Annotated in this window: 27 protein-coding genes; 14 read left to right on the top strand and 13 right to left on the bottom strand. The window is 60.0% G+C overall.

Annotated features, from left to right (window positions below; all coding sequences use genetic code 11):
- Positions 1 to 273: 273 nt before the first annotated feature.
- From murJ to A3709_RS13465, 6 genes are all read right to left on the bottom strand, one after another.
- Positions 274 to 1,857: a murein biosynthesis integral membrane protein MurJ gene (murJ, locus tag A3709_RS13440; protein ID WP_066055417.1), complete on the bottom strand. Its 1,584-nt coding sequence runs from the start codon at positions 1,855 to 1,857 to the stop codon at positions 274 to 276.
- Positions 1,858 to 1,872: 15 nt separating this feature from the next.
- Complete coding sequence (locus tag A3709_RS13445) at positions 1,873 to 2,487, bottom strand: NUDIX domain-containing protein (protein ID WP_066055420.1); 615 nt, start codon at positions 2,485 to 2,487, stop codon at positions 1,873 to 1,875.
- Positions 2,488 to 3,501 carry an aspartate carbamoyltransferase gene (locus A3709_RS13450; RefSeq protein WP_066056193.1) on the bottom strand — a complete coding sequence of 338 codons (1,014 nt, stop codon included), beginning with the start codon at positions 3,499 to 3,501 and terminating at the stop codon, positions 2,488 to 2,490.
- An 87-nt stretch (positions 3,502 to 3,588) separates the two neighbouring features.
- Positions 3,589 to 5,034 (bottom strand): exodeoxyribonuclease I, encoded by a 1,446-nt coding sequence (sbcB, locus tag A3709_RS13455; protein WP_066055423.1) that lies wholly within the window; start codon positions 5,032 to 5,034, stop codon positions 3,589 to 3,591.
- The gene (locus A3709_RS13460) at positions 5,027 to 6,550 is read right to left on the bottom strand and encodes a fumarate hydratase (RefSeq protein WP_066055427.1); all 1,524 of its coding nucleotides are present in this window, start codon (positions 6,548 to 6,550) and stop codon (positions 5,027 to 5,029) included. The genes sbcB and A3709_RS13460 overlap by 8 nt, the downstream gene beginning before the upstream one ends.
- Positions 6,551 to 6,691: 141 nt before the next feature.
- Complete coding sequence (locus A3709_RS13465; protein ID WP_066056196.1) at positions 6,692 to 7,036, bottom strand: DUF1820 family protein; 345 nt, start codon at positions 7,034 to 7,036, stop codon at positions 6,692 to 6,694.
- 215 nt (positions 7,037 to 7,251) lie between these two features.
- Between A3709_RS13465 and miaB the strand changes: the two genes are divergently transcribed.
- The 14 genes from miaB to A3709_RS13535 all read left to right on the top strand — a co-directional run bounded on the left by miaB (position 7,252) and on the right by A3709_RS13535 (position 21,368).
- Positions 7,252 to 8,595, top strand: a complete 1,344-nt coding sequence (gene miaB / locus A3709_RS13470) for a tRNA (N6-isopentenyl adenosine(37)-C2)-methylthiotransferase MiaB (protein WP_066055430.1) — start codon at positions 7,252 to 7,254, stop codon at positions 8,593 to 8,595.
- Between the two features lie 57 nt (positions 8,596 to 8,652).
- Positions 8,653 to 9,699, top strand: coding sequence for a PhoH family protein (locus A3709_RS13475; protein WP_066055433.1), 1,047 nt, complete (start codon positions 8,653 to 8,655; stop codon positions 9,697 to 9,699).
- Positions 9,696 to 10,175 carry an rRNA maturation RNase YbeY gene (gene ybeY, locus A3709_RS13480; RefSeq protein ID WP_066055436.1) on the top strand — a complete coding sequence of 160 codons (480 nt, stop codon included), beginning with the start codon at positions 9,696 to 9,698 and terminating at the stop codon, positions 10,173 to 10,175. Before A3709_RS13475 ends, ybeY begins: the two co-directional genes overlap by 4 nt.
- Entirely contained in the window at positions 10,172 to 11,017 is an 846-nt protein-coding gene (locus tag A3709_RS13485; RefSeq protein WP_066055438.1) for an HlyC/CorC family transporter, read from the top strand. Before ybeY ends, A3709_RS13485 begins: the two co-directional genes overlap by 4 nt.
- A 9-nt stretch (positions 11,018 to 11,026) precedes the next feature.
- The gene (lnt, locus tag A3709_RS13490) at positions 11,027 to 12,541 is read left to right on the top strand and encodes an apolipoprotein N-acyltransferase (RefSeq protein WP_066055440.1); all 1,515 of its coding nucleotides are present in this window, start codon (positions 11,027 to 11,029) and stop codon (positions 12,539 to 12,541) included.
- A gap of 123 nt (positions 12,542 to 12,664) precedes the next feature.
- On the top strand, positions 12,665 to 15,118 hold the full coding sequence (leuS, locus tag A3709_RS13495; protein ID WP_066055443.1) for a leucine--tRNA ligase: 2,454 nt from the start codon (positions 12,665 to 12,667) through the stop codon (positions 15,116 to 15,118).
- Between the two features lie 18 nt (positions 15,119 to 15,136).
- Positions 15,137 to 15,661: an LPS assembly lipoprotein LptE gene (lptE, locus tag A3709_RS13500; protein WP_066055446.1), complete on the top strand. Its 525-nt coding sequence runs from the start codon at positions 15,137 to 15,139 to the stop codon at positions 15,659 to 15,661.
- Positions 15,662 to 15,670: 9 nt separating this feature from the next.
- Positions 15,671 to 16,681, top strand: coding sequence for a DNA polymerase III subunit delta (gene holA, locus A3709_RS13505; RefSeq protein WP_066055449.1), 1,011 nt, complete (start codon positions 15,671 to 15,673; stop codon positions 16,679 to 16,681).
- A 153-nt stretch (positions 16,682 to 16,834) separates the two neighbouring features.
- Entirely contained in the window at positions 16,835 to 17,572 is a 738-nt protein-coding gene (imuA, locus tag A3709_RS13510; protein WP_066055452.1) for a translesion DNA synthesis-associated protein ImuA, read from the top strand.
- Between the two features lie 141 nt (positions 17,573 to 17,713).
- Entirely contained in the window at positions 17,714 to 18,151 is a 438-nt protein-coding gene (locus A3709_RS13515) for an OsmC family protein (RefSeq protein ID WP_066055455.1), read from the top strand.
- 29 nt (positions 18,152 to 18,180) lie between these two features.
- Positions 18,181 to 18,393, top strand: coding sequence for a DUF2788 domain-containing protein (locus A3709_RS13520; RefSeq protein WP_066055458.1), 213 nt, complete (start codon positions 18,181 to 18,183; stop codon positions 18,391 to 18,393).
- Entirely contained in the window at positions 18,390 to 18,905 is a 516-nt protein-coding gene (locus tag A3709_RS13525; protein WP_066055461.1) for an O-acetyl-ADP-ribose deacetylase, read from the top strand. The genes A3709_RS13520 and A3709_RS13525 overlap by 4 nt, the downstream gene beginning before the upstream one ends.
- 137 nt (positions 18,906 to 19,042) lie before the next feature.
- Positions 19,043 to 20,467, top strand: coding sequence for a DNA polymerase Y family protein (locus tag A3709_RS13530; protein WP_082850107.1), 1,425 nt, complete (start codon positions 19,043 to 19,045; stop codon positions 20,465 to 20,467).
- An 88-nt stretch (positions 20,468 to 20,555) separates the two neighbouring features.
- Entirely contained in the window at positions 20,556 to 21,368 is an 813-nt protein-coding gene (locus A3709_RS13535; RefSeq protein WP_066055464.1) for a universal stress protein, read from the top strand.
- Here A3709_RS13535 and A3709_RS13540 read toward each other — a convergent pair.
- The 7 genes from A3709_RS13540 to A3709_RS13570 are packed head-to-tail and all read right to left on the bottom strand — an operon-like array spanning position 21,365 to position 23,852.
- A complete protein-coding gene (locus tag A3709_RS13540; RefSeq protein ID WP_066055467.1) occupies positions 21,365 to 21,703 on the bottom strand; it encodes a zinc ribbon domain-containing protein YjdM in 339 nt (112 codons plus the stop codon). The two genes, A3709_RS13535 and A3709_RS13540, sit on opposite strands and share 4 nt — an antisense overlap.
- A gap of 6 nt (positions 21,704 to 21,709) precedes the next feature.
- Complete coding sequence (locus tag A3709_RS13545) at positions 21,710 to 22,138, bottom strand: GNAT family acetyltransferase (protein WP_066055470.1); 429 nt, start codon at positions 22,136 to 22,138, stop codon at positions 21,710 to 21,712.
- A 1-nt stretch (position 22,139) separates the two neighbouring features.
- Positions 22,140 to 22,457 (bottom strand): hypothetical protein, encoded by a 318-nt coding sequence (locus A3709_RS13550; RefSeq protein WP_197484188.1) that lies wholly within the window; start codon positions 22,455 to 22,457, stop codon positions 22,140 to 22,142.
- Positions 22,454 to 22,789 carry an iron chaperone gene (locus A3709_RS13555; RefSeq protein ID WP_197484189.1) on the bottom strand — a complete coding sequence of 112 codons (336 nt, stop codon included), beginning with the start codon at positions 22,787 to 22,789 and terminating at the stop codon, positions 22,454 to 22,456. The genes A3709_RS13550 and A3709_RS13555 overlap by 4 nt, the downstream gene beginning before the upstream one ends.
- Positions 22,779 to 23,093 (bottom strand): DUF2007 domain-containing protein, encoded by a 315-nt coding sequence (locus A3709_RS13560; RefSeq protein WP_066055478.1) that lies wholly within the window; start codon positions 23,091 to 23,093, stop codon positions 22,779 to 22,781. The genes A3709_RS13555 and A3709_RS13560 overlap by 11 nt, the downstream gene beginning before the upstream one ends.
- Complete coding sequence (locus tag A3709_RS13565; protein WP_066056202.1) at positions 23,071 to 23,370, bottom strand: antibiotic biosynthesis monooxygenase; 300 nt, start codon at positions 23,368 to 23,370, stop codon at positions 23,071 to 23,073. Before A3709_RS13565 ends, A3709_RS13560 begins: the two co-directional genes overlap by 23 nt.
- A 2-nt stretch (positions 23,371 to 23,372) precedes the next feature.
- Positions 23,373 to 23,852, bottom strand: a complete 480-nt coding sequence (locus A3709_RS13570; protein WP_066055481.1) for a cupin domain-containing protein — start codon at positions 23,850 to 23,852, stop codon at positions 23,373 to 23,375.

A 23,852-nucleotide genomic window follows, 5' to 3' on the forward strand; every position in this document is an offset into this window, starting at 1 on the left:
CTACCGTCCCGCCTGCAACACAGGCGCCTGTCTCAACAACGATACTCTTTAGTCTGCTCGATAAAGGTTCAGAGGCGGGAAANCCCTCTCAGAATCGTCGGGAGCCCGGGATGGCGGACGCCGAAACGCCCCATGGACGGGCTTGCAGTGGTTCTGAGAGGGGTTTCTCGTCTCTGGACCGCCAACCAGAGAACGACCAAAACCGCACAGCAGTGGGCTTGAAGTGGTTCCGAGCAGATTATCCCGTCTCTGAACCGACACCCAGAGAGCGACCTAAACCGCCCGCGGCGCCCGCAAATGCCGCAACCGAGTCCCGAGCACAAAATGCACCGCTAGATACGCCACAACACCAGCACCACAAACCATGCCCATCTGCAGCGCCCGCTCCCGCCACCCCCAGGCCAACCACTGCTCCGTCGGCGCCGCCAGCAACATCACCGCCGCCGACATCGTCACGGTCGCCGCAATCAGACGGCCCGCATACATGCCCCAGCCCGGCTGGAACACAAACACACCGTCACGGCGCAGACCGCGCAGAAGCAGCCCCGCATTCAGCCAGGCCGAACAGGAGGTGGCCAGCGCCAGCCCCACGTGGCCGATATTGAGGTACCACAACAAGGGCAGCACAAAGGCCAAGTTCATCACCATGTTGGCCGCCATCGCAATAATGCCGATTTTGACCGGGGTAGCCGTGTCCTGACGAGCGTAAAAACCCGGCGCCAGAATCTTGATCAACATAAAGGCGATCAGGCCCAGGCTGTAGGCCCGCAGTGACAGCGAGGCCATATGGATATCGCCCGGGGTGAGTTCTCCATACTGGAACAGAGTCACCAGAATCGGCTCCGCCAGCAGAATCAGGGCCACCGCCGCCGGCACGCCGATGAGCAGTACCGAGCGGGTCGCCCAGTCCAGGGTCACGGCGAATTCCTGCTCCCGCGCCGCGGCGCGATGAGCCGACAGGTTGGGTAAAATCACCGTGGCAATGGCGATGCCAAACACACCCAGCGGCAGTTCCGCCAACCGGTCCGAGTAGTACAACCAGGAGACACTGCCCGTGGGCAGAAACGAGGCCAATACCGTATCCAACAGGAGGTTGATCTGGCTGACAGAGACACCAAACAGCGCCGGCACCATCAACTTCATGATGCGCCGCACGCCTTCGTGCTGAGTATCCACCACCGGGCGCGGCACCAGATCGAGCCGGTATAGTGATGGCAGCTGGAACAACAGTTGTATTACGCCCGCGAAGAACACGCCCCAGGCCAGCGCAAACACCGGTTCAGCAAACCAGGGCGACGCTACCACGGCGGCAAAGATCAGCGACAGGTTGAGAAACACCGGGGTGAACGCAGGCACCGCAAAGCGCCCGTAACTATTGAGAATGGCGCCGCAAAACCCCGTCATCGAAATCAGCAACAGATACGGGAAGGTAATCCGGATCATGTCGCTGGTAAGTTGGTATTTGTAGGGCTGGCTAACAAATCCCGGGGCAAACAGCGCCGCCACCAGTGGTGCCGCCAGCACAGCCAGCGCCGTAACCAGCAGCAGCGTGCCTCCGAGCACCCCCGCCACCCGATTGATCAGTTCCTTGACCGCCTGGTGGGCACCCTGTTCCTTATAGTCCGCCAGCACCGGTACAAAGGCCTGTGAGAACGCCCCCTCGGCAAACAGGCGGCGCAGGAAATTGGGGATTTTAAAGGCCACGAAAAAGGCATCGGCATTGGCGCTGGCACCCACAAAAGCCGCCACCACGATATCCCGCACCAGACCCAACACGCGCGACATCATGGTCATCGCGCCGACCAGCGCAGAAGAGCGTAATAGACCCGGGCGTTTTTTAGTGGTTGCCTCGCTCATAGTGTCCGCGGGCGGCTAGGCCCAGCGCTCCCGCAGCGATTCGATGTGATTGCGCAACCACAGCAGGGCAATAAGCGTGTGGCCATTGGGCATGGCATTGCGATCGAGCAGGTCAAAGGCTTCGGCGACCGGCACCGAGTGCACCAGAATATCCTCACCCTCTTCCGGCAGGCCGTGCACCCCGCCGACCGCTGCGGTGGTCATGCGACCGCAGAACAGGCGCACCTCCTCCGTGCAGGCTCCGGCGCTGGGCAGCACCGTGGCAATCGGCTCGAGCAGGCTCAGCTCACAACCAGCCTCTTCCATGGCCTCGCGGTGTGCGACTTCCGCATCCGCCTCGCCAGGTTCGACAATGCCGGCAATGAGTTCCAGCATCCAAGGGCTGTTGGCGCCGCGCATGGCGCCCGGACGGAATTGTTCGATGAGGACAACGGAGTCGGTGACAGGATCGTAGGGCAACACACCGACCGCGTCGCCGCGCTCAAAAATCTCTCGTACCTGCGGTTCCACCCAGCCACCGCCAAAGGCGCGGTATTGCAAGGTCACCCGGCGCACCTGGAAATAGCCCTGGAAAGCCGTTTCCTCAGCCAGTATTCGAACGTCGTCGGCCCCGAAGGTCAGCTCGGGCATTTAAAAGCGGCCCGCGGTACACCAGGTCACATCGCTGGCGTGGGCATCGACCTGGTCAACCACATCCAGCACCAGGGCAAACAAGGCCATGCGCACCAGCACCCCGTTGTCGGTCTGGCGGAAGATCGCCAGGTTCGGGTTGTCGTTGAGGTCATCGTCCAGCTCCCGGGCCATTTCACGGGAGTCCCGGGGCAGTGGGTGCATGATGACTGTATTCGGTTCGCAGTTGGCGGTGTACACGCTCTGGTTGAGGCGGAAGCGACCACGGTACAGGTCGGCCTCTTCCTGGGTGCTGAAGCGCTCTTCCTGGATGCGGGTGGAATAGACGATGTCGACCGCAGCAATACTCGACTCCAGCTGATCCGATTCCAGCACGTCCACACCGGCACTGCGCATGCGCTCGACGATCTCGCCGGGCATACCCAGTTCCTGGGGCGACACCAGAGTCACATGCACGTTGTCGAACAGGCACAGCAGCTTGCACAGGGAATGCACCGTACGCCCGAAGCGCAGGTCGCCGACCATGGCGATGCGCAGGTTATCGATGCCCCGACCGCGACCAGCCATTTCGCTTTTAATCGTGTACAGGTCAAGCAGCGCCTGGCTGGGGTGCTCGTTGGCACCGTCGCCGCCGTTCAGCACCGGCACCCGGCTCGCCGCGGCAAACTCCGCCACAGAACCTTCCGCCGGATGGCGCATGACGATGACATCCGAGTAACCGCTGAGCACCCGGGCCGTGTCGTAGAGGGATTCGCCCTTGGCCAGCGCGGAGGATTCAAACCCCGTGGTTTCGCGCACCTCGCCACCGAGCAGGTTAAAGGCACTGCCAAAGCTGACCCGGGTACGGGTACTGGGTTCGAAGAACATGTTGCCGAGAATGGCGCCGTCGAGCACTTTGGTGCGCCTGCGGCGATGGGCATAGGGCTCCATCATGTCAGCGACCGAGAATACGCGCTCGACATCGGCGCGCTCGAATTGCTGGATCGACAGTATGTTGCTTCCGGCGAATTCCACCATTCCCCTCCCAGGAGACCCAAACTATTGGCCGGAATTATAAGTGGTGGGCGCGGTTCAAGTCGCGCTACTTTTCACAGGATTGGCTCAGGCCAACAGGCTGTCGCTGTACTCCAGCAGCTGCTCCATCAACTCACACTGGGGCAAGGTCAGCTCACCGGACTCAACCAGGGCCTCAATGGTCTCCTGGTATTGCTCCATACAGATACTGGCGCCCGCCTCGGGCTCGGTGAGACGTGAGAAGCGATACTCTTCCCAGTGAGCGCGCTCATCGGGGCTGAGTGATTCAGGGTAATTGCGGGCCCGGTAGCGGAACAACATGTCCGGCAGGCGGGCGTCTTCGAAGGGAAAACTGGTGCCGGCGAGGTCTTCAGGGCTGCTGTTGCGAATCTGATCCATAAGGCGCTTGTCGGCCTCGCCGAAAAAGCCGCCGCTATAGAGCATGCGATCCGCGTCGGTGATTTCATCAAACACCCGGCCGCTGTAAACACCCTGTAGATTACTGGTGAAACCAAGCGGATTGGCGGCCTGCATTTCGCGCAGTGCAGCGAGGTGGGCGCGACAGCGAGCGCCGTCAATGCCCAACCGATGCGCCGTGGCAGGGTCCGCCATTTTGGCCGTCACCAGAATCGGGCACTTGTTCAGGTGCACCGATTTCAGCCCGGGGCGCTCAACACCCTCAGGCAACTCATCTTTGCGCGCAAACAGCAGCGCAGCAATTTCTTCTGAATTCTGGCGCAGGGCAGCAGGGTCGGCCATCAGGTCAAAACAAATCACTTCGTTCTTGTTACTCGGGTGCATGGCCAGCGGCACAATCAGGGCAATATTGTGCCGCTCAGCGCCGAACATACCAGAGACATGCAGCGCCGGCTTCATGGCTTCCATATGCAACAGGGCACCCGCCGATCGCTTGTCGCGATTCTGCATCACATAGTCAAACAGGCGTGGCTGCTTTTCCTTGATGAGACGGGCCATGGCAATGGTGGCATGCACATCCGACAGGGCGTCGTGCGCGTCTTCGTGGGCAATCCCATTAGCGGCAGTCAGGTCTTCCAGACGGAAGCTGGGCAGGCCATCCTCGCGAGTCGGCCAATTAATGCCCTCGGGGCGCAACGCGTAACAGGCGCGCACCATATCGATAATGTCCCAGCGGGAATTGCCGTTCTGCCACTCCCGGGCATAGGGGTCGTAAAAATTACGGTACAGCGTGTAACGCGAAACCTCGTCGTCGAAGCGAATGCTGTTGTAACCCACACCACAGGTGCCTGGCTGGGCGAGCTCCTCGTGAATCAGGCGAATAAACTCCGCCTCGGGCATGCCTTCCGCCAGCGCTTGTTGCGGGGTAATCCCGGTGACCAGACAGGCCTGCGGGTGGGGGAGAAAGTCGTTGGCGGGCCGGCTGAAAATCACCAGCGGCTCGCCAATGGGGTTGAGGTCGGCGTCGGTGCGCAGCCCAGCAAACTGCACCGGGCGATCGCGGGAAGGGTCTGCGCCGAAAGTCTCGTAGTCGTGCCAGTAAAAGGTGTTAGACAACCTCGATGGCCTCTTCCTCGATCTTTGCCTGCCAGATCTTGGGGCCTACCTCGTGGACTGACGTACCTTCCATGTCGACTGCGACACTCACCGGCATATCCTTCACTTCAAACTCGTAGATGGCTTCCATACCCAATTCCGGGAAGGCAACCACTTTGGCAGAGGTAATCGCCTTGGAGACCAGATAGGCGGCACCGCCGACTGCCATCAGGTAGACGGCCTTGTGCTTCTTGATAGCCTCAACACCAGCGGGGCCGCGCTCGGCCTTGCCGATCATGCCCAGCAGGCCGGTGTGCTCGAGCACAAAGTCAGTGAACTTATCCATGCGGGTGGAGGTGGTGGGGCCGGCGGGGCCTACAACCTCATCGCGCACCGGGTCTACAGGGCCCACGTAGTAGATAAAGCGGCCCTTGAGGTCTACCTCAGAAGGCAGGCCTTCACCGGACTCAATCAGTTCCTTCATCTTCTTGTGAGCTGCATCGCGGCCGGTGAGCATCTTGCCTGACAGCAGCAGAACGTCGCCCGGCTTCCACTGGCTGGCGTCTTCCCGGGTAATCGTGTCCAGGTTGACCTTGTGAACGTTGTCGCCGGTTTCCTGGGAAACAATCGGCCAGTCGTCGAGGCTGGGCGGTGTTTGCAGGGCCGGGCCCGAGCCATCCAGCTCAAAGTGCGCGTGACGGGTGGCCGCACAGTTGGGAATCATGCACACAGGCAGTGAAGCCGCGTGTGTCGGGTAGTCGTTGATCTTGACGTCCATAACCGTGGTCAGGCCGCCCAGGCCCTGGGCACCAATACCCAGCTTGTTCACCTTCTCCATGATTTCCAGGCGCAGCTCTTCGGCACGGTTGGAAGGCCCGCGCTCGCGCAGTTCATGAATATCAATCGGCTCCATCAGCGCTTCCTTGGCCATAACTGCGGCCTTTTCAGCGGTGCCGCCAATACCAATGCCCAGCATGCCGGGCGGGCACCAGCCGGCGCCCATCGTGGGTACGGTCTTCACCACCCAGTCGACGATGGAATCGGAGGGGTTGAGCATGGCCATCTTGGACTTGTTCTCAGAACCGCCACCCTTGGCAGCCACCTGCACATCAACCGTGTCGCCTTCGACAACTTCCATGTGGATGACGGCAGGGGTGTTGTCCTTGGTGTTTTTCCGGGCACCGGCAGGGTCCTCGAGAATAGAGGCGCGCAACACGTTATCGGGATTCAGGTAGGCGCGACGCACGCCTTCGTTGACCATATCCGCCACAGACATCTGGGCATCCCACTGCACGTTCATACCAATCTTCAGGAAGACCGTGACAATACCGGTGTCCTGACAAATGGGGCGCTTGCCCTCGGCACACATGCGTGAATTGATCAGGATCTGGGCCATGGCATCTTTGGCGGCCGGGTTCTGTTCTTTCTGCCACGCCTCGTAGACACCGTCGATGAAGTCTTTCGGGTGGTAGTAAGAGATGAACTGCAGCGCATCGGCGACGCTGTCGATGAAATCGTCCTGACGAATCACTGTCATGGCGGGGTCCTTCGGTGTGGAGTGTGTATCGAGCGGTCGCCATTGTACACCTATCCAGGGGGCTAGAAAGCCCTGCCACGGGCTACCGCGCCAATAGCGGCGCGCTATTGAACCAGGCTCACCATACTGGGTGCAGGAAATTTATTCGTCTGAGATCTGGGGCGGTCCGGAACCGGCAAAGGGGAAGCTCGCCACATTGCCGCCTTCGGCAGGTTTGACGTCCGATACCTTGACCGCGCCTTCCTTGTCGACCTCGTCAATACGCAGGATAGCCTGCATGGGAATGTAGCTGCGGGTCACGCCGGCAAACTCGTTTTTGAGCTTTTCTTCAGACGGGTCAACCACGATCTGGGAGCGCTCACCAAACACGAACTCTTCAACCTCGATAAAGCCCCACATATCGCTCTGGTAAATCTGCCGGGCAAACACTTCGTAGACCTGGGTGCCGTTCTGGAAGATGACTTTGTAAACGGGTTGAGCTGGCATGCTTTTCTCGTGGTGAAACAGGTTGATGATACCCCCTGCGGCGGGCCATGGCCGAGCCATATTTTCAGGGGGCGGCAATATTACCACCATGGCGACGAATTACCAGCCTGCAGCCCCCGTCAGTACTAGGTTTCGGGGACATCCCTCTGTATAATCCGCTGCCCTTTTTGCGATCGAATAGACCCGCGGCGGCGCGCCGCAGGAACCGAGGAACTGTGAACAAGAAACTGTACATCAAGACCCATGGCTGTCAGATGAACGAGTACGACTCCGCGCGTATGCGTGACCTGCTCGAGGAAAGCCATGACCTGGTGCCCACAGACAACCCTGAGGAGGCCGACGTACTCCTTCTAAATACCTGTTCTATAAGGGAAAAGGCTCAGGAGAAGGTGTTCCACCAGCTGGGCCGCTGGAAACACCTGAAGCAGAAAAACCCGGACCTTATAATCGGCGTCGGCGGCTGCGTGGCCAGCCAGGAAGGCGAGGAAATCGGCAAGCGCGCCCCCTATGTGGACCTGGTGTTCGGCCCCCAGACCCTGCACCGCCTGCCGGACATGATGGACCAGCGCGAGGCAGAACAAGGCCCCGGCGGCACCCTGGTGGTAGACGTCAGCTTCCCGGAAATTGAGAAATTCGACCGCCTGCCCGAGCCCAAGGTGGATGGCCCCACCGCGTTTGTCTCCATCATGGAAGGCTGCTCCAAGTACTGCACCTTCTGCGTGGTGCCCTATACCCGCGGCGAAGAGGTGTCGCGCCCGCTGGACGATGTGATCGCTGAAATCGCCCACCTCGCCGGCGAGGGAGTCCGCGAGGTCAACCTGCTCGGCCAGAACGTGAACGCCTACCGCGGCGAGAGCCATGAGGGCGACATTGTCGATTTCGCCGAGTTGCTGCACTACGTGGCAAAGATTCCCGGTATCGAGCGTATTCGCTACACCACCTCTCACCCGGTCGAATTCTCCGATGCCCTGATTGAGGCCTATGCGGACATTCCACAGCTGGTCGATCACCTGCACCTGCCGGTACAAAGCGGCTCGGACAAGATCCTCAACGCCATGAAGCGCGGCCACACGGCCCTGGAATACAAGTCCAAGATTCGCCGCCTGCGCAAAATCCGACCGAACATCAGCATCTCCTCGGACTTTATTATCGGTTTCCCGGGCGAATCCGAGGCCGATTTCGCCGATACCATGAAGCTGATCGAAGACATCGGCTTCGATGTGTCCTTCAGCTTTGTTTACAGCGCCCGCCCGGGCACCCCGGCCTCTGACTTACCGGACGATACCTCGGAAGATGTGAAGAAGCAGCGCCTGCAAATTCTCCAGAACCGGATTAACCAGCATGCCCAGGAAATCAGCCGTCGCATGGTCGGCACTACCCAGCGCATTCTGGTCACCGGCGTCTCGAAAAAAGACCCGGGGCAGCTCCAGGGGCGTACTGAGAACAATCGCGCCGTTAACTTCAGCTGCACTGACCACAGCCTGATTGGCGAATTCGCCGATGTAGAGGTGTTTGAGGCCCTGCCCAACTCCCTGCGTGGCGTGCTCATGGCGAGTTGACGCCGCGCCAATCCTGTATATCCTTTAACCAATCGATGACAGCCCCGCAGTGGGCCAATGACGAATTTGAACAGCGAAACCCTAGCACCTGACCCGGCACCCCAGCCGGTGACGCAACTAAGCCTCACCCTAGAACCCAATGACGCCCGTCATCTGGCCATGCTCTGCGGCCAGCTGGACGGCCACCTGCGCCAGATCGAACAGCGCCTGAGCATCCGCATTGGTAATCGCGGCAACCAGTTCCAGCTGTCCGGCCCGTCGGTCAATGTGGCCGCAGCCCGTGAGCTGCTCATTCACCTGTACGCCGAGGTTTGTCAGGGCGTGGGCCTGAGCCCTGAGTCCCTGCACCTGCAGCTGCAACAGGCCGGCCTCGAAAGCCTGGCCGAGGCGGCCCAGAGCGACGAGCCGGTGGAGGCAATTCAGGTCATTCGCACCAAGCGTGCCTCCATTAAGCCCCGCGGCAAAAACCAGCAGGGCTATGTGCGCACCATTAAGCAGAGCGATATCAACTTCGGCATTGGTCCCGCCGGCACCGGCAAGACCTACCTGGCGGTAGCCTGTGCCGTCGAGGCGCTGCTGGAAGAGCGTGTACGCCGCATCCTGCTGGTACGCCCGGCGGTTGAGGCCGGTGAAAAGCTGGGTTTCCTGCCCGGTGACCTGTCCCAGAAGATTGATCCGTACCTGCGCCCGCTCTACGACGCACTGTACGAAATGCTCGGTTTTGAGACCGTTAACAAGTACATCGAACGCAACATCATCGAAGTGGCGCCGCTGGCCTTTATGCGCGGCCGCACCCTGAACAATGCATTTATCATTCTCGATGAAGCCCAGAACACCACCCGCGAACAAATGAAGATGTTTCTGACACGGATCGGATTTGGCTCCACCGCTGTCATCACTGGCGATGCCACCCAGATCGACCTGCCCCGGGGCGCACAGTCGGGCCTGACCCATGCCAGCAGTATTCTCGATGGTGTCGAGGGCATTGGCTTTACCTATTTCGCCAACAAAGATGTAGTACGCCACCCGCTGGTACAGCGCATTGTCCAGGCCTATGACTCGCACGAGGACAAGGCCAAGCCCATGGATTCAAACCAGCTGTGAACCTGGAGATCGACATTCAGCGCGAGACCAGTGATCCCGCGCCTGATGAGGACGACATAAGACGCTGGATTCAGGCAGCGCTGGCCACTCAGCGCACAACTGATACAGAAGTGAGCGTGCGGCTCGTCGACGAAGACGAGATGGCTGAGCTCAATCACACCTGGCGCGGCAAGTCCGGCCCCACCAACGTTTTGTCATTCCCCAGCGACTTGCCTCCCGAACTGGAACTGCCGCTGCTGGGCGATATCGTGGTGTGCACCCAGGTCGTGATCCGCGAAGCATCCGAACAACACAAGACCCTGGAGGCGCACTGGGCCCACATGCTGGTTCACGGCACCCTGCACCTGCTCGGTTACGACCATATCGAAGACGAGGAAGCCCAGGCCATGGAGGCACTGGAAACCCGCATCCTCACTGAACTCAACTACCCCTGCCCCTATCGGGGCGACCAGCTCGAGGAGCACCAGAGCGCATGAGCACAGATCCATCCAGCCCCGATCATGGCGAGAAATCCTGGCTGGAGAAAATAGGCCAACTGTTCTCCGGCGAGCCAAGTACCCGCAAGGATCTGGAAGCCATACTCGCCGTGGCCGCCGAGAATGAGGTCATCGACGAGGACGCGCGCAGCATCATGGAAGGGGCCATGCAGGTCAGCGACATGCAGGCCCGCGACATTATGATTCCGCGCGCCCAGATGGTGTTGATCAAAGCCGAATCCACCCTGGAAGAAATCCTACCGCAGATTACCCGCTCGGCCCACTCACGTTACCCGGTGATTGGCGAAAGCCCCGATGACATTCTCGGCATTCTGCTGGCCAAGGATTTGCTGCCCATGGTGTTGAGTAAAGACCACAGCGACTTCCGGCTGGAAAACCTGCTGCGCCCCACCATGGTCGTCCCCGAGAGCAAGCGCCTCAATGTTTTATTGCGGGAGTTCCGCGAAAATCGTAACCACATGGCCATCGTCATCGACGAATATGGCGGCGTCGCCGGCCTGGTAACGATCGAGGACGTACTCGAAGAGATTGTAGGTGAAATTGAAGACGAAACCGACGCCCTGGCGGATCGCTTCATCCGCAAGATCAGTGACGATGACTACTTCATCAAGGCCCTCACCCCGATCGAGGACTTCAACGAACACTTCGGCACCGGTTTCAGCGATGAAGAGTTCGATACAATAGGCGGACTGGTCATTCAGGCTCTGGGGCATATGCCCACCCGCAATGAAGTGGCGGTTATCGACAACTTTGAGTTCCAGGTGATTAACGCCGACCAACGCAAAATCCACAGCCTGCGCATGCGGCCAGGCAAGAGCTGACACCACCACATGCGCAGCGAGAAGCCCGGCCTGCACCCCCTGATCGTGCTCCTGCTGAGTCCACTGGCAGGCGCGCTGATCACGCTGTCACTGGCGCCCTACAATATATGGCCGGCGGGCATTCTCAGCTGCGCCCTGTTCGCCTACCTGCTGAGCACCTGCAACCCACCGCGCGGCTTCTGGCGCGGCTGGCTGTTCGGACTGGGCCTATTCGGCACCGGGGCTTCCTGGGTGTATGTCAGCATCCACGAACACGGCAATGCCAGCGTGCCCCTGGCACTGGTGCTGACGGGTTTGTTCTGCGCCGGCCTGGCGCTACTGCACGGCACGTTCGCCTGGCTTTATATCCGCTTTATACGCTCCCTGCCCGGCGGTATGCTTATCGGGTTTCCCGTGCTGTGGGTGCTGTTCGAATGGCTGCGCAGCTGGTTTCTCACCGGCTTCCCCTGGCTTTACCTGGGCTACGCCCATGTCGATACCGCCATCGCCGGCTGGGCGCCGATTCTCGGCATTTACGGCCTGTCGCTGATTTGCGCCCTGACTGGCAGCTGCCTGTTTCTGGCCTGGCGCAGCCGCCAGGCCATTGCACTTGTCACTTACGCCGTCATTGTCGCCACCCTGTGGATTGGCGGCGGCGTACTCAAGCCCATCCAATGGGTGGCGCGCGCCAGCGAAGAACCGCTCTCGGTCGCAATTTACCAGCCCAATATCCCGCAGCAGAACAAATGGAATCGCGAGTACTACCTGCCGATTCTGCACCAGATGCGCGGCGCCACCATGCCCCTGCTAGGCCACGATATTATCGTTTGGCCCGAGGCGGCCATCCCCAATCTATACGAGCGCGCGCGACCGTTTCTCGATCCCATCGCCGCCCGGGCACGCGAGGCCGATACCACGTTAATCACGGGCATACCGAACCGTCCCGAAGGCGACGAACGCTACTACAACAGCATTACCGCCCTGGGCCAGGGCCAGGGCAGCTACTTCAAGCAACGGCTGGTGCCCTTTGGCGAATATGTGCCCCTGGAGGACTACCTGCGCGGTGTGATCGAATTCTTTAATCTGCCCATGTCGTTCCAGAGCCGCGGCCCGGCCGATCAGCCACCGCTAGCAGCGGGTACCTTTCGGGTATCGCCCTCAATCTGCTACGAGGTGGTCTACCCGGACCTGGTGGCCGCCGGCGCCCGCGAGGCCGACCTGCTGATAACCATTAGCAATGACAGCTGGTTCGGCGATTCCATCGGCCCGCTGCAGCACCTGCAAATGGCGCAGATGCGCGCCCTGGAAAATGGCCGCTATATGATTCGGGGCACCAATAACGGTGTGTCCGCCCTGATCGACCATCGGGGCCAGGTCATTGCCGAGTCCGAGCAGTTCGTGGAAACCGTGCTCACCGGCAAGGTCCAGGCCATGCTGGGCAAGACGCCTTTCGCCAGCTTTGGTTCGGTGCCGATTCTGTCGGCCTGCGCCATCAGCCTGGCGCTGATGATCCTCATGTACCTGGGATTCTGGCGAGAGCCCTGATCCCGGCATCGTCTCGGCGCCAGCCGCCGAAGACCTGCCTGCAGGGCAGCAGATTCACACTCCTACAGCGCCCTGAATACTGGTAGAATTCGCCCTCTTTTTTTACCGGAATCAAGCAAGGCAATGGAGCAGCAATACAAGCCCGACATCATGGAGCGCGAAGCCCAGGCCCACTGGCTGGCGAACAACAGTTTCGCGGCGATTAAGGATGAGCGCGAGAAGTACTACTGTCTCGCTATGTTCCCCTATCCCAGTGGCAAGCTACACATGGGACATGTGCGCAATTACACCATCGCCGATGTGATCGCCCGCTATCAGCGCATGCTGGGTAAAAACGTGCTGCAGCCCATGGGCTGGGACGCATTTGGCCTACCTGCAGAAAATGCAGCCATTGCCAATAATGTCGCCCCCGCCAGCTGGACCGTACAGAATATCGATCACATGCGCTCCCAACTGCGTCAGCTGGGCTTCGCCTACGATTGGGACCGCGAAATCGCCACCTGCAAGCCAGAGTACTATCGCTGGGAGCAATGGTTCTTTACCCGTCTTTATGAAAAGGGACTGGTTTACAAGAAAATGGCGACCGTAAACTGGGACCCGGTAGATCAAACGGTTCTTGCCAACGAGCAGGTCATCGAAGGCCGTGGCTGGCGTTCCGGCGCGCTGATCGAACGCCGTGAGATTCCTCAGTGGTTTATCCGCATTACCGCCTACGCTGAAGAATTGCTTGCGGGGCTGGACAATCTCGATGGCTGGCCAGAAGCCGTGCGCACCATGCAGCGCAACTGGATTGGCAAAAGTCGTGGCGTGGAACTGGCCTTTGGGCTGGATAGCCCAGTAGCGGACCTCGACCGCATCGAGGTGTATACCACCCGGCCCGACACCCTTTACGGCGTCACTTACGTAAGCCTGGCTGCGGAGCACCCAATCAGCCTTGCGCTGGCCGCAGACAACCCGGCACTGGCCAGCTTTATCGGCGAATGCAAGCGCAGTTCAGTCGCTGAAGCGGACATGGCTCAGGCCGAGAAACTCGGCATGGACACCGGCCTGCGCGCTCGCCACCCCCTCACCGGTGAAGAAGTACCTGTGTGGGTCGCAAACTACGTGCTCATGGACTATGGCTCAGGTGCGGTAATGGCTGTGCCGGCCCACGATGAGCGTGACTGGGAATTCGCCCAGAAATACCAATTGCCGGTGAAAACCGTTATATGCGACACCGAGGGCCAACCAGCGGACACCAGTGCGGCTGCCTACACCGAGCACGGTGCCTTGACTGCCTCTGGTGAATTCGACGGCAGCAGTTTCGATGCGGCCTTCGAGGGTATTGCCGCCCGACTGGAAGCCTCGGGCATGGGCAAGATCACAACCCAGTTCCGACTGCGTGATTGGGGCGTTTCGCGCCAGCGCTACTGGGGCACACCCATTCCCATGCTCAATCTCGACGACGGCAGCGACATTCCCATTCCGGCAGACCGCCTGCCCTCGCTGCTGCCTGAAGATGTTGCTATGGACGGTGTTGCCTCACCGATTAAAGCGGACCCTGAATGGCGTAAATTCACCCTGGACGGTGCTGACTGCGAACGGGAAACCGATACGTTCGACACCTTTGTGCAATCCTCCTGGTACTACGCCCGTTTCACATGCCCCGATTACACGGACGGCATGCTCGACAGCGACGAGGCCAACTACTGGCTACCTGTGGATCAATATGTCGGTGGCATCGAACATGCGATCCTTCACCTGCTTTATGCCCGTTTTTTCCACAAGCTAATGCGCGACGAAGGTCTTGTGAACTCCGACGAACCCTTCACTCGCCTGCTCACCCAGGGCATGGTGCTGAAGGACGGCGCTAAAATGTCCAAATCCAAGGGCAATACTGTTGACCCCCAAGCCCTGATCGATCAATACGGTGCGGATACTGTACGTCTGTTCTCGATGTTTGCAGCCCCGCCAGAGCAATCCCTGGAGTGGGCCGACTCTGGTGTTGAAGGCGCTCACCGGTTCCTCAAGCGTCTGTGGAAACTGGTTAACGGCCACGTAGCCGCAGGTCCCTCACCGGCACTGGATACCAGCGCCCTGACCGAACAGCAGAAAAATGCCCGCCGCAAAGCGCACGAGACCATTGCCAAGGTCAGCGACGACTACGGTCGCCGCCAGACCTTTAACACCGCCATCGCCGCGGTCATGGAGTTGTGCAACGAGCTGGGCAAACTGGACAACAGCGACCAGAGCCGCGCGGTACTGGACGAAGCGTTGCGCGCCATCGTGCTAATGCTCAACCCCATCACGCCGCACATCTGCCACGAGTTATGGCCGGCGCTCGGCGGCACAGGCGACGTGCTCAATGCGCCCTGGCCCAGTGTCGACGAAGACGCACTCACCCGCGACAGCATTGAAATGGTGGTTCAGGTGAACGGCAAGGTCCGCGCCAAGATGAACATTGCCGCCAATGCCGACAAGGATGCTGCCGAAGCGGCGGCCCTGGCCCAGGACAATGTGCAGCGTTTCCTGGAAGGCGTGACCGTGCGCAAGGTGATTGTAGTACCGGGCAAATTGGTTAATATTGTTGCCAACTGATTAAGGCCGGAACCCATTATGCAGCGGCGCCTCGCCACCCTTGTTATCGCTCTTTGCGCCACAGCCATGGTATCCGGCTGTGGCTTCCACCTGCGCGGCAGCGGCGGCGCCAGTGTTCCAGAGGAATGGCGCTCGCTGTTTCTGGTCACCAGTAATCCCAACAGCGAATTCAGTCGCGAGGTGAAGCTGCGCTTCGCCAATGCCGGCATTGAATGGGCCGACGACCGCGCCGACGCCAACTATCTGCTGGTACTCGGACCGGAGCGTTTCAGCCAGCGAAACCTGTCACTGGATGCCGACACCCGAGCGGCGGAATTCGAACTGACCATGCGTTCGACATTCTCGATCAACAACGCCAGAGGCAAGGGCGTCATGCCCGACACCACCGGCACGGTGATCAAGCAGATGGAAAACGACCCCCAGAACGTCGTGGGCAAGGCCGAGGAGATCCGCATCCTCAAGGCGGAGATGCGCAGTGAACTGTCGCAGCAGATTCTGCGCCGCATCGCCTTCTTCGCCGCCAGCCAGACGCCCGAGGCCTGACACCTCGCGATGCGCCTGTACCCCGAGAAACTCGCCGGCCATCTCAAGCAGCAACTTCTCCCCGTTTACCTGATTAGTGGCGACGAGCCTCTGCTGGTACAGGAGTGCTGTGATCTGGTGCGCAAGGCCGCACGCGACGCCGGCTGCACCGACCGCGAAATTATCGATGTGGTGCCGCGCTTCAAGTGGGATGAAATTCTGCACAGTGCGTCCAGCATGTCACTGTTCGCCGAGCGCAAACTGGTGGAAATACGCATGCCCTCGGGCAAGCCCGGCGCCGATGGCAGCAAGGCCCTGTGCGAGTATCTCGATATGGCTGCCGGCAGCGACGACATCCTGCTGATTGTGTCCGGCAAGATCGATAAGCAGTCCACCAATAGCAAATGGTACAAGGCCCTGGACAAGGCCGGCGCCACGGTGCAGATCTGGCCCATTGAAGCCCGTGACCTGCCGCGCTGGTTGCAGCAACGCTGCAGCGCCGCCGGCCTCAGCATCGATAACGACGCTCTGCAGTTGCTGTGTGAGCAGGTGGAGGGCAATCTGCTGGCAGCGGTACAAGAAGTGGAGAAACTCAAGTTGCTGGCCAGCGATGGCCAGATCAACGCCGAGACCATTACCGCCTCGGTGTCCAATAACGCCCGCTACAACCTGTTTGATATGACCGACCATGCCCTCAAGGGCAATGCCGGCACCAGCCTGAAAATGCTCCACGGCCTGCGCGGCGAAGGCACCGAGCCGGCCGTAGCCCTGTGGGCTCTGCTCCGGGAAGTACGCACCCTGCACCAGGCCCGCCAGCAGGTCGATGCGGGGCAGTCACCCCAGCAGGTACTGGGCGGTTTGCGGGTGTGGAAAAACCGCATGCCCCTCATGCAGGGTGCACTGTCACGGCACAACAGCGTGACACTTACCGCATTGCTTGAACAGGCATCGGCCGTCGATGGCACCATCAAGGGCTTTGCCGCCGGCAAACCCTGGGACCAACTGGAAAACCTCGTTCTGCAGCTCGCCGCGAGCCGCTAACCCCCACCTGTCGCCTTTCAGGGCACGTCTCATTTTTGCCAACTAATACCCCTGCCCAGGGCCTTGCACTCTGCCTGCCACTCAACTACTGTTTATGCATACAGTGTACAAACATACAGTAAACACAAAGCAGAACAACAAGAGAGGCCCGACATGAACCAGGCTCTGCAGCAAGTCATCAATCGCAACGACACCTGGCGCGGCAACTTCACCGCCCTGTCCGCCGATGGCGATCGCCACTGGCATGCCGGTAACAACCGGAACGACAACACCCTGGGCACCGGTTACAGCACCCTCGACAAAGAGTTGCGCGATGGCGGCTGGTCGCTGGGAAACACTGTGGAAGTGCTCAGTGATGGCTGTGGCATGGGCGCCATGGGCCTGTTTCTGCCTGCCATGGAAACCCTGAGCGCCGAGGGCCGCTGGCAGGTCTTCATCGCCCCACCTTTTACGCCCTACGCGCCGCTGCTCAAGGCCCGCGGTATTAACACCGAGCAAATCCTGCTGGTGCACCCGAAAAGCCGCGAAGATTTGCTGTGGGCCACCGAACAGGCCCTGCGCAGCAGCACCAGCAGCGCCGTGTTCAGCTGGTTGGGTGCCCACGAATACAGCTACGGTGAACTGCGTAAATTACAGCTGGCCGCCGCCGACAGCGACAGCCTGGCCGTGTTATTCCGCCCCCACAGTGCCGCCCGTAACCATGCGCCGGCAGGCCTGCGTCTGCAAATACGTGAATACCGTAAGGTACATATTCTCAAACAGCGCGGCGGCAACCAGTATCTCGATGTAGCCCTGCCACCGGCCGAGGATATCCCGGAACAACCCCAGCTGTGGGAAGTACCCACCTGGCAGGACAGCCCCCAGCAGCAGCCGGCGTTCTCCTTCGCATAGTGCCACCTGCCGGCCTGGACAGACCCGGCCTGGCCAGGCCCGGCCGGGCGGGTAAGTTCACAATGGTTGCGTCATCACCATCAGCCGTGGCACCAAGAGTGCTACACTGCCTGCCGCCATACATAATAAGGAGCAGGCAGCATGCAAGATTTCCCCCACCACTATCACGTCAACGCCACCGCCCAGGTGACTGGTAATGTCGCTATCAATAGCGGCGCTATGCCACCGCTGGCCTCCGCACCACCGGCGGAATTCGGCGGCCCTGGCGACCAGTGGTCGCCAGAACATTTACTCATGGCCTCGGTGGCGGACTGCTTTGCACTCACCTTCCGAGCCATTGCCGCCGCCTCCAAGCTGGAATGGAGCGACCTGACCGCCGACGCCGAGGGCGTGCTTGACCGGGTAGAGCGGGTCACCCAATTTACCGCAATTGCCGTCAAGGCCACGCTGACCGTGCCCGCCGGTGTCGACGAGGCCAAGGCCCAGCGCATACTGCACAAGGCCGAAGATGCCTGCCTGATCACCAACTCACTCAGTGCCGACACCCATCTGGAAACTGCTATAATCGCCGCCTCCTGAACAGGGCCGCACCGGCCCGGGAGTAGCATGTGGATGAGTGGCTGACAGAGTACGGCGTCACCATCGGGGTGTCCGCCCTTATTCTCTTTATGATGTTCATTGTGTGGGACCTGGCCAAGCGCAGTAACGCGGGCAGGTTCGGCACCATCATTCTGTATATTGGCCTGGCCATGGGTATGTTCGGCTTTGCCATCAAGTTTGTGATTTCCTACCTGCTGGAAAATGCCGGAGGCGTTGGGTGACTGTGCACCTGGCTTTGGGTGATATTACCCGGGCCGAAGTGGATGCTGTGGTGAATGCGGCCAATGAGGGCATGCTCGGTGGCGGGGGTGTCGACGGCGCCATCCACAGGGCCGCAGGCCCTGCCCTGCTCCAGGCCTGTCGCGATGTCCCCGCCACCAATGGCGTCCGCTGCCCCACCGGTGAAGCCCGCATTACCGATGCCGGGGCACTCACCGCACGCTATGTCATCCACACGGTGGGGCCGGTTTACGCCAGCGCCACCAACCCACCAGCCCTGCTGAGCGCAGCGTATCGCAACAGCTACCAGCTCGCCCTGCAACACGATTGCCACTCCCTGGCCGTACCGGCGATCTCCTGTGGGGTGTACGGCTACCCGCTGGAAGAAGCGGCAGCCATCGCCGTGGCGATAAGCACCGATGCCGCCTTTGCTGACCTGGACATTCATTTCTACCTCTTCAGCCAGCCGGTATACGACGCCTGGCGCACAGCCCTGGCCCACCATCAGGGCTAGCTGACCTGCCTGCTCGGGCGACAGGTCGCAGACCTGTCCGTGGACAACAATGCCCTCTTGATTAATACTGTATATATGTACAAGATTAATCAAGTTAACGTGGCCGAGCTATCCCCCATCGTTTGGCAACGCCAGTTATGAGCCTGTGGTTGTGCCTGCGCTTTCACCTGCTGCCCCTGAAATGCCTTGAGCGCACAGAGGAGCGCGCCGTGGTGGTACTGGAGAAACAACGCGTGCTCCGGGCCAATGATTGTGCCGCAGCCGCGGGGGTGCGCGAAGGCATGAAACCGGCCACCGTGCGAGCCCTGGTCGGTGATGACCCACTCCAGCTACTGGAGCGCGATACAGCCGCTGAGGCCCGCTGCCTGCAGCAACTGTGTTGCTGGGCCTATAGCATCACCCCCAGCCTGCACAGCTGGCACGGCGACTGCCTGCAACTTGAAATCGGCAGCTGCCTGGCGCTGTACCGCGGCCTGCCACCCCTGCTGGAAGAGGTGCGACGCGGTTTGGCCAGCCGGGGATTCAGCGCCTGCTTCGCTCTCGCACCCACTCCCAAGGCAGCCTGGTTGCTCTCCTTTGCCGATGAAGCCGACGCTCTGGCGGCAGAGACACCCCTGGAGCAACGCCTGGCCAGCCTGCCCCTGACCCTGTTGCAGGAGCACACCGGCCCGGTGGATTCCCTGCGACGGGCCGGCCTGCACACTCTGGGCGACATACTCGCCCTCCCTAAGGCAGCCCTCGGTAGACGCTGCGGTAAAGCCTTCATAACATTCCTGCAACAGGTACTGGGCAAACAGGAAGAACTGCACCCGGATTACCAGCCTTCCTCGCGCTTCGACGACGAGTACTGGTTTGGTTACGAGGTAAAAGCCAATGACGAACTGCAGCCGGCCATGCAGTTACTGCTGCAATCGCTGTGCAAGTTCCTGCGCAATACCCAGCTACAAACCGCAGAAATCTGCTGGCAGCTGATCGGCATTGATCACTCCCTGCGCAAGCTTCAGGTGCGCAGCACCAGCAGTCACAGCGACTGGAAAAGCTGGTTCAGCCTGACCCTGATTCACTTGGACCGACTGGAACTGCAAACCGGCGTGGAGGGCATTGCCCTGGAGTGCAGCGAATTACGCACCGGCGACCTGGACAACCTCGATTTGTTTAACCCGCGCAAACAGAAAGAACCCCTGGCCAGCCTGCTTGACCGCTTGCGCAGCCGCCTCGGGCTACAGGCCGTGGAACAGGTCGGCTGCCGCGATGAACACCTGCCTGAACACGCCCTGCACACCTGCAGTGAACGCCCTGCTGGCGGCAACGCCGGTGCCAAAAGTCTGCAGCGACCGTTCTGGCTAATGCCCCAGCCACAACAGCTCGAGCGCCGCCAGAATGCCCTGCACTGGCAGGGCAGGCTGGAACTGATTTACGGCCCGGAGCGTATCGAGGATAACTGGTGGCAGCAGCCTGTAAGTCGCGACTACTACATTGCCCGCGGGCATCACGGCGAACACTATTGGGTGTTTCGCGATCGCCTGGCGCGGGCCTGGTTTATGCACGGCATCTTCGCCTGAACGTGTCCGGCCGCGGCAATTAGAGGGTGCCAATTCACGTCGATTGCGCCAAAATGGCGCCAACACCGTGCACAGAGGCAATTACACGATGGACTTAAACCGGTTTCTGGTCGTCTACGACCCCACCGGGGAAGAGCAACCCGCGCTGGAGCGTGCAGCGGCCATCGCCGCTGAAATCGACGCCAGCCTGCACCTGTTCGCCTGCATCCACGGCGACAAGGCAGGCATTGAGCGCGACACGGAGGAAGCACAGCAACAAATGGCTGCCCTGCAGGCCACGCTCGACACACACCTGGCTCCCATTGCCGCTGCCGGCACCGCCACCAGCAGCGAAGTGGAATGGGGCAAAGACTGGTACCACGCCGTGGTTAACGCAGCCGCACGCATCAATGCTGACATGGTGTTCAAATCATCTTTCAAGCACTCGACCAGCCACAGACTGCTGACATCAACCTCAGACTGGACGCTGATCCGGGAGTGCATGAGCCCGGTATTGCTGGTGAAGAAAGCCACGCCGCCACCGGTGCCCCGCATCCTCGCCGGTATCGATATCAATGTGCGCACCGAGAGCTACGAAAAACTGAATGAGCACATTATCGACCTGAGCCGCCGTCTGGTCGCCAGCGACATGGCCGAAGTACACGTGGTAAATGCCTTTCCCGACTTTCGCCTGAAGCCGGATCGGAGGAAACTGATGGAAGTCGCCGGCGTAGACAGCGAGCACGTTCACATCAAGCTGGGTGAGCCGGACAAGGTCATTGTCGATGTAGCCAGAAGTATCGATGCGAGTATGGTCATCGTCGGCAACTCACACCGCTCGGGCATTGCTGCACTGATGAACGGCAATACCGCCGAGAAGATCCTCGACAAGCTCGACTGCAACGTGCTGGCGATGCCCTAGGCTTTTTTCACAAACTGCGACTTCAGCTTCATGGCGCCAATGCCGTCGATCTTGCAGTCGATATCATGATCGCCATCTACAAGCCGGATATTCTTTACCTTGGTGCCTACTTTGACCACCGAGGACGAGCCTTTCACTTTGAGATCCTTGATCACGGTAACCGTGTCGCCGTCAGCCAGGGGATTGCCGTTGGCGTCCTTGATGACCCTGGCGTCGCTCTCTTCGGCCGCTGCCACCTGCGGCCACTCGTGGGCACACTCTGGACACACGAACTGGTCGCGGTCTTCGTAGGTATAGGTAGAGCCGCACGCGGGGCAAGGGGGTAGTCCACTCATACTAGATCACTCTGCCGATTTGTCGGGAATCAAGCGTTTGCCGAGGCTGACCACCTCATCTTCGCCATAGCCCATGGCATGATAAAAGGCGAGCACCGCCTCGTTGGTGCGCCGCACCTGGAGGTTAAGTTTGGGGCAACCGCGCTCGAGTAGCAGTGCCTCTATCTGGCGCATTAACACCACACCGTAGCCCTTGCGCCGGTGCTCGTTGCTCACCGCAAGGTAATTCACCCAACCGCGATGACCTTCGTAGCCGCCCATAACTGAGGCGACAATCTGACCGTCAATCTCACCCACCAGAAACAGCTCACGGCCAACCTGCAGCTTGCGGGCAATATCCCGCTGCGGGTTGTTCTGCGGCGCCAGCAGGCCACAATCCCGCCACAGCTCAATCACCGCCGCTTCGTCAGCCTCTGCAAATTGTCGAATGTCCATATCAGTAGTGTATCGCCAACCACACGGTGTCTTCATCCGGTATTGTCCAATCCACACGATGACGTTCGTGTGCAGTCAGCAGGAGATAATCCCCTGGCACCAGGGTGACGGAGGGCTTGTCAGGATAGGCAATCACGGCCTTACCCTTGAGCAGGGCGACCCACTCGTGGTTGTCCTGGTCGTACCATTCGTCCGCTGGGGAACAGTGGCCTCGACTGACAATGCGTTCGATCTTAAGGCCCTCCTGCTCAACCAGCACGCTGAACAGTTCCTCGGGGAGAGACGCGGGGATATCGCCGAACAGATTATTCAATGTCACTGCTCCATAGCCGAGCGCACCACCTGCTTGAGATCGTCCAGGGCAATATCGTCACGATCGCGAAAGTCGAGACGGCCCTTGCCACCTTTGACGCCTGGGTGCAGCTCGCGAAAGGCTGCAAGATGCTCTGCAGAACAGGCATACAGGGAAACATAGTGCTTCTGACTGCCCACTGAGACCCAACCATCGCCCTGACGGAACGCCGGCATCCGGTATTTCGAATCAAGCAACGCATCTGGATACAGGGCCGCAATCATATCGATCAGACCGGTGATGCGTGCTCGCCAGTTATCGGGCAATGCCTGCAAATAAGCGTTCACTTCAGGTGTCACTGGCCGGGGCCTCCGCCTGACAGTTCCAACAAAATTCGAAGGCAGGGTCATTCTCTTCCCGACACTGAGGGCAGAGCCATGGGGTAGCATCGACGGGACTCAGGGCCTGCTCGACAATATACTGCGCGCGCTCAAAGTCGCGCTCTTCGACCCACAGCTCGGGCCAGGCATCAAACACCGGTACTTCGCCTGTCGCACTGGAGACATGCTCATTGCGCAAGTCGCTGGCAATACCCTGGGCTTCAAGGAGATTGCGGATATTCCCGACATAGAAGCGATTTTCACTGGTATAGACTTTTTTCATACCTGCGCACGACCTCCACAACTTCAACGGAGTAACTGCTGTACCAGCGTGCGGCACCCGCTGCCTGGGCACGCTGATGCATGGCGTCCTGCTTCCATGCCAGAATATCCGCTTCACTTTTCCAGTAAGAGATCGCCACCTCGCTATCACCTTCTGTCCAGGCCTTGAACTCAACGCAACCGAACTCACTTAGGGCGCGCTGGCGTAGCGTCTCAGCGGTATCGACATATTCCTGATCCAACGCCTTGATGGTCGCCCTGAAAATCACCGCGAACACATTCACGCTCCCTCGTAATAGTTGACCTGGCTGTCCTCATGGGCAATAAAGGACTTCCAGGAACCATCCGGCTGCTGCGCGTAAGCCGCGTACTTGCCAGAGTCAGGGTAGTAACACATTGCCGGATCCGCATGCGTCCTCAGGGCGAGGTATCGCAGCGGCCCATCCGAGGTATTGATAATCTGGTGCGCTGTGCCATCACCCGGCGGAGTAAACGATACGTCCCCCGGCCCGATCGCATGCTCACCGTCGTCATAGCGCATGGTCCGACTGCCCTCGACAACGATGAACAACTCTTCCTCGCCATAATGCAGGTGAAACGGCCAGCCACGTTCGCCCGGCGCCAGCTCAACAATACTGCAGCCCATTCGCTGCATCCCCAGCAGTTCGCCCAAGCGCGCCGCTGACGCAGAAAAGCCCTCGCCATTGCCCACCTTCTTCAGGGCTATGGTATTGAAATTCGCCCAGGGTAAATCGCTCAT

Source organism: Halioglobus sp. HI00S01 (genome assembly GCF_001635445.1).
Classification (GTDB): domain Bacteria; phylum Pseudomonadota; class Gammaproteobacteria; order Pseudomonadales; family Halieaceae; genus Halioglobus; species Halioglobus japonicus.

Bases quoted from the DNA above. Each gene is read 5' to 3' on its own strand.
- A3709_RS13560 (WP_066055478.1), bottom strand. From the start codon at position 23,093: ATGAAAAAAGTCTATACCAGTGAAAATCGCTTCTATGTCGGGAATATC.
- holA (WP_066055449.1), top strand. From the start codon at position 15,671: ATGCGCCTGTACCCCGAGAAACTCGCCGGCCATCTCAAGCAGCAACTT.
- A3709_RS13445 (WP_066055420.1), bottom strand. From the start codon at position 2,487: ATGCCCGAGCTGACCTTCGGGGCCGACGACGTTCGAATACTGGCTGAG.
- A3709_RS13570 (WP_066055481.1), bottom strand. From the start codon at position 23,852: ATGAGCGATTTACCCTGGGCGAATTTCAATACCATAGCCCTGAAGAAG.
- A3709_RS13540 (WP_066055467.1), bottom strand. From the start codon at position 21,703: ATGAGTGGACTACCCCCTTGCCCCGCGTGCGGCTCTACCTATACCTAC.
- lptE (WP_066055446.1), top strand. From the start codon at position 15,137: ATGCAGCGGCGCCTCGCCACCCTTGTTATCGCTCTTTGCGCCACAGCC.
- A3709_RS13530 (WP_082850107.1), top strand. From the start codon at position 19,043: ATGAGCCTGTGGTTGTGCCTGCGCTTTCACCTGCTGCCCCTGAAATGC.
- A3709_RS13535 (WP_066055464.1), top strand. From the start codon at position 20,556: ATGGACTTAAACCGGTTTCTGGTCGTCTACGACCCCACCGGGGAAGAG.
- A3709_RS13475 (WP_066055433.1), top strand. From the start codon at position 8,653: ATGACGAATTTGAACAGCGAAACCCTAGCACCTGACCCGGCACCCCAG.
- leuS (WP_066055443.1), top strand. From the start codon at position 12,665: ATGGAGCAGCAATACAAGCCCGACATCATGGAGCGCGAAGCCCAGGCC.
- A3709_RS13545 (WP_066055470.1), bottom strand. From the start codon at position 22,138: ATGGACATTCGACAATTTGCAGAGGCTGACGAAGCGGCGGTGATTGAG.
- A3709_RS13485 (WP_066055438.1), top strand. From the start codon at position 10,172: ATGAGCACAGATCCATCCAGCCCCGATCATGGCGAGAAATCCTGGCTG.
- lnt (WP_066055440.1), top strand. From the start codon at position 11,027: ATGCGCAGCGAGAAGCCCGGCCTGCACCCCCTGATCGTGCTCCTGCTG.
- A3709_RS13515 (WP_066055455.1), top strand. From the start codon at position 17,714: ATGCAAGATTTCCCCCACCACTATCACGTCAACGCCACCGCCCAGGTG.
- A3709_RS13465 (WP_066056196.1), bottom strand. From the start codon at position 7,036: ATGCCAGCTCAACCCGTTTACAAAGTCATCTTCCAGAACGGCACCCAG.
- A3709_RS13460 (WP_066055427.1), bottom strand. From the start codon at position 6,550: ATGACAGTGATTCGTCAGGACGATTTCATCGACAGCGTCGCCGATGCG.
- murJ (WP_066055417.1), bottom strand. From the start codon at position 1,857: ATGAGCGAGGCAACCACTAAAAAACGCCCGGGTCTATTACGCTCTTCT.
- imuA (WP_066055452.1), top strand. From the start codon at position 16,835: ATGAACCAGGCTCTGCAGCAAGTCATCAATCGCAACGACACCTGGCGC.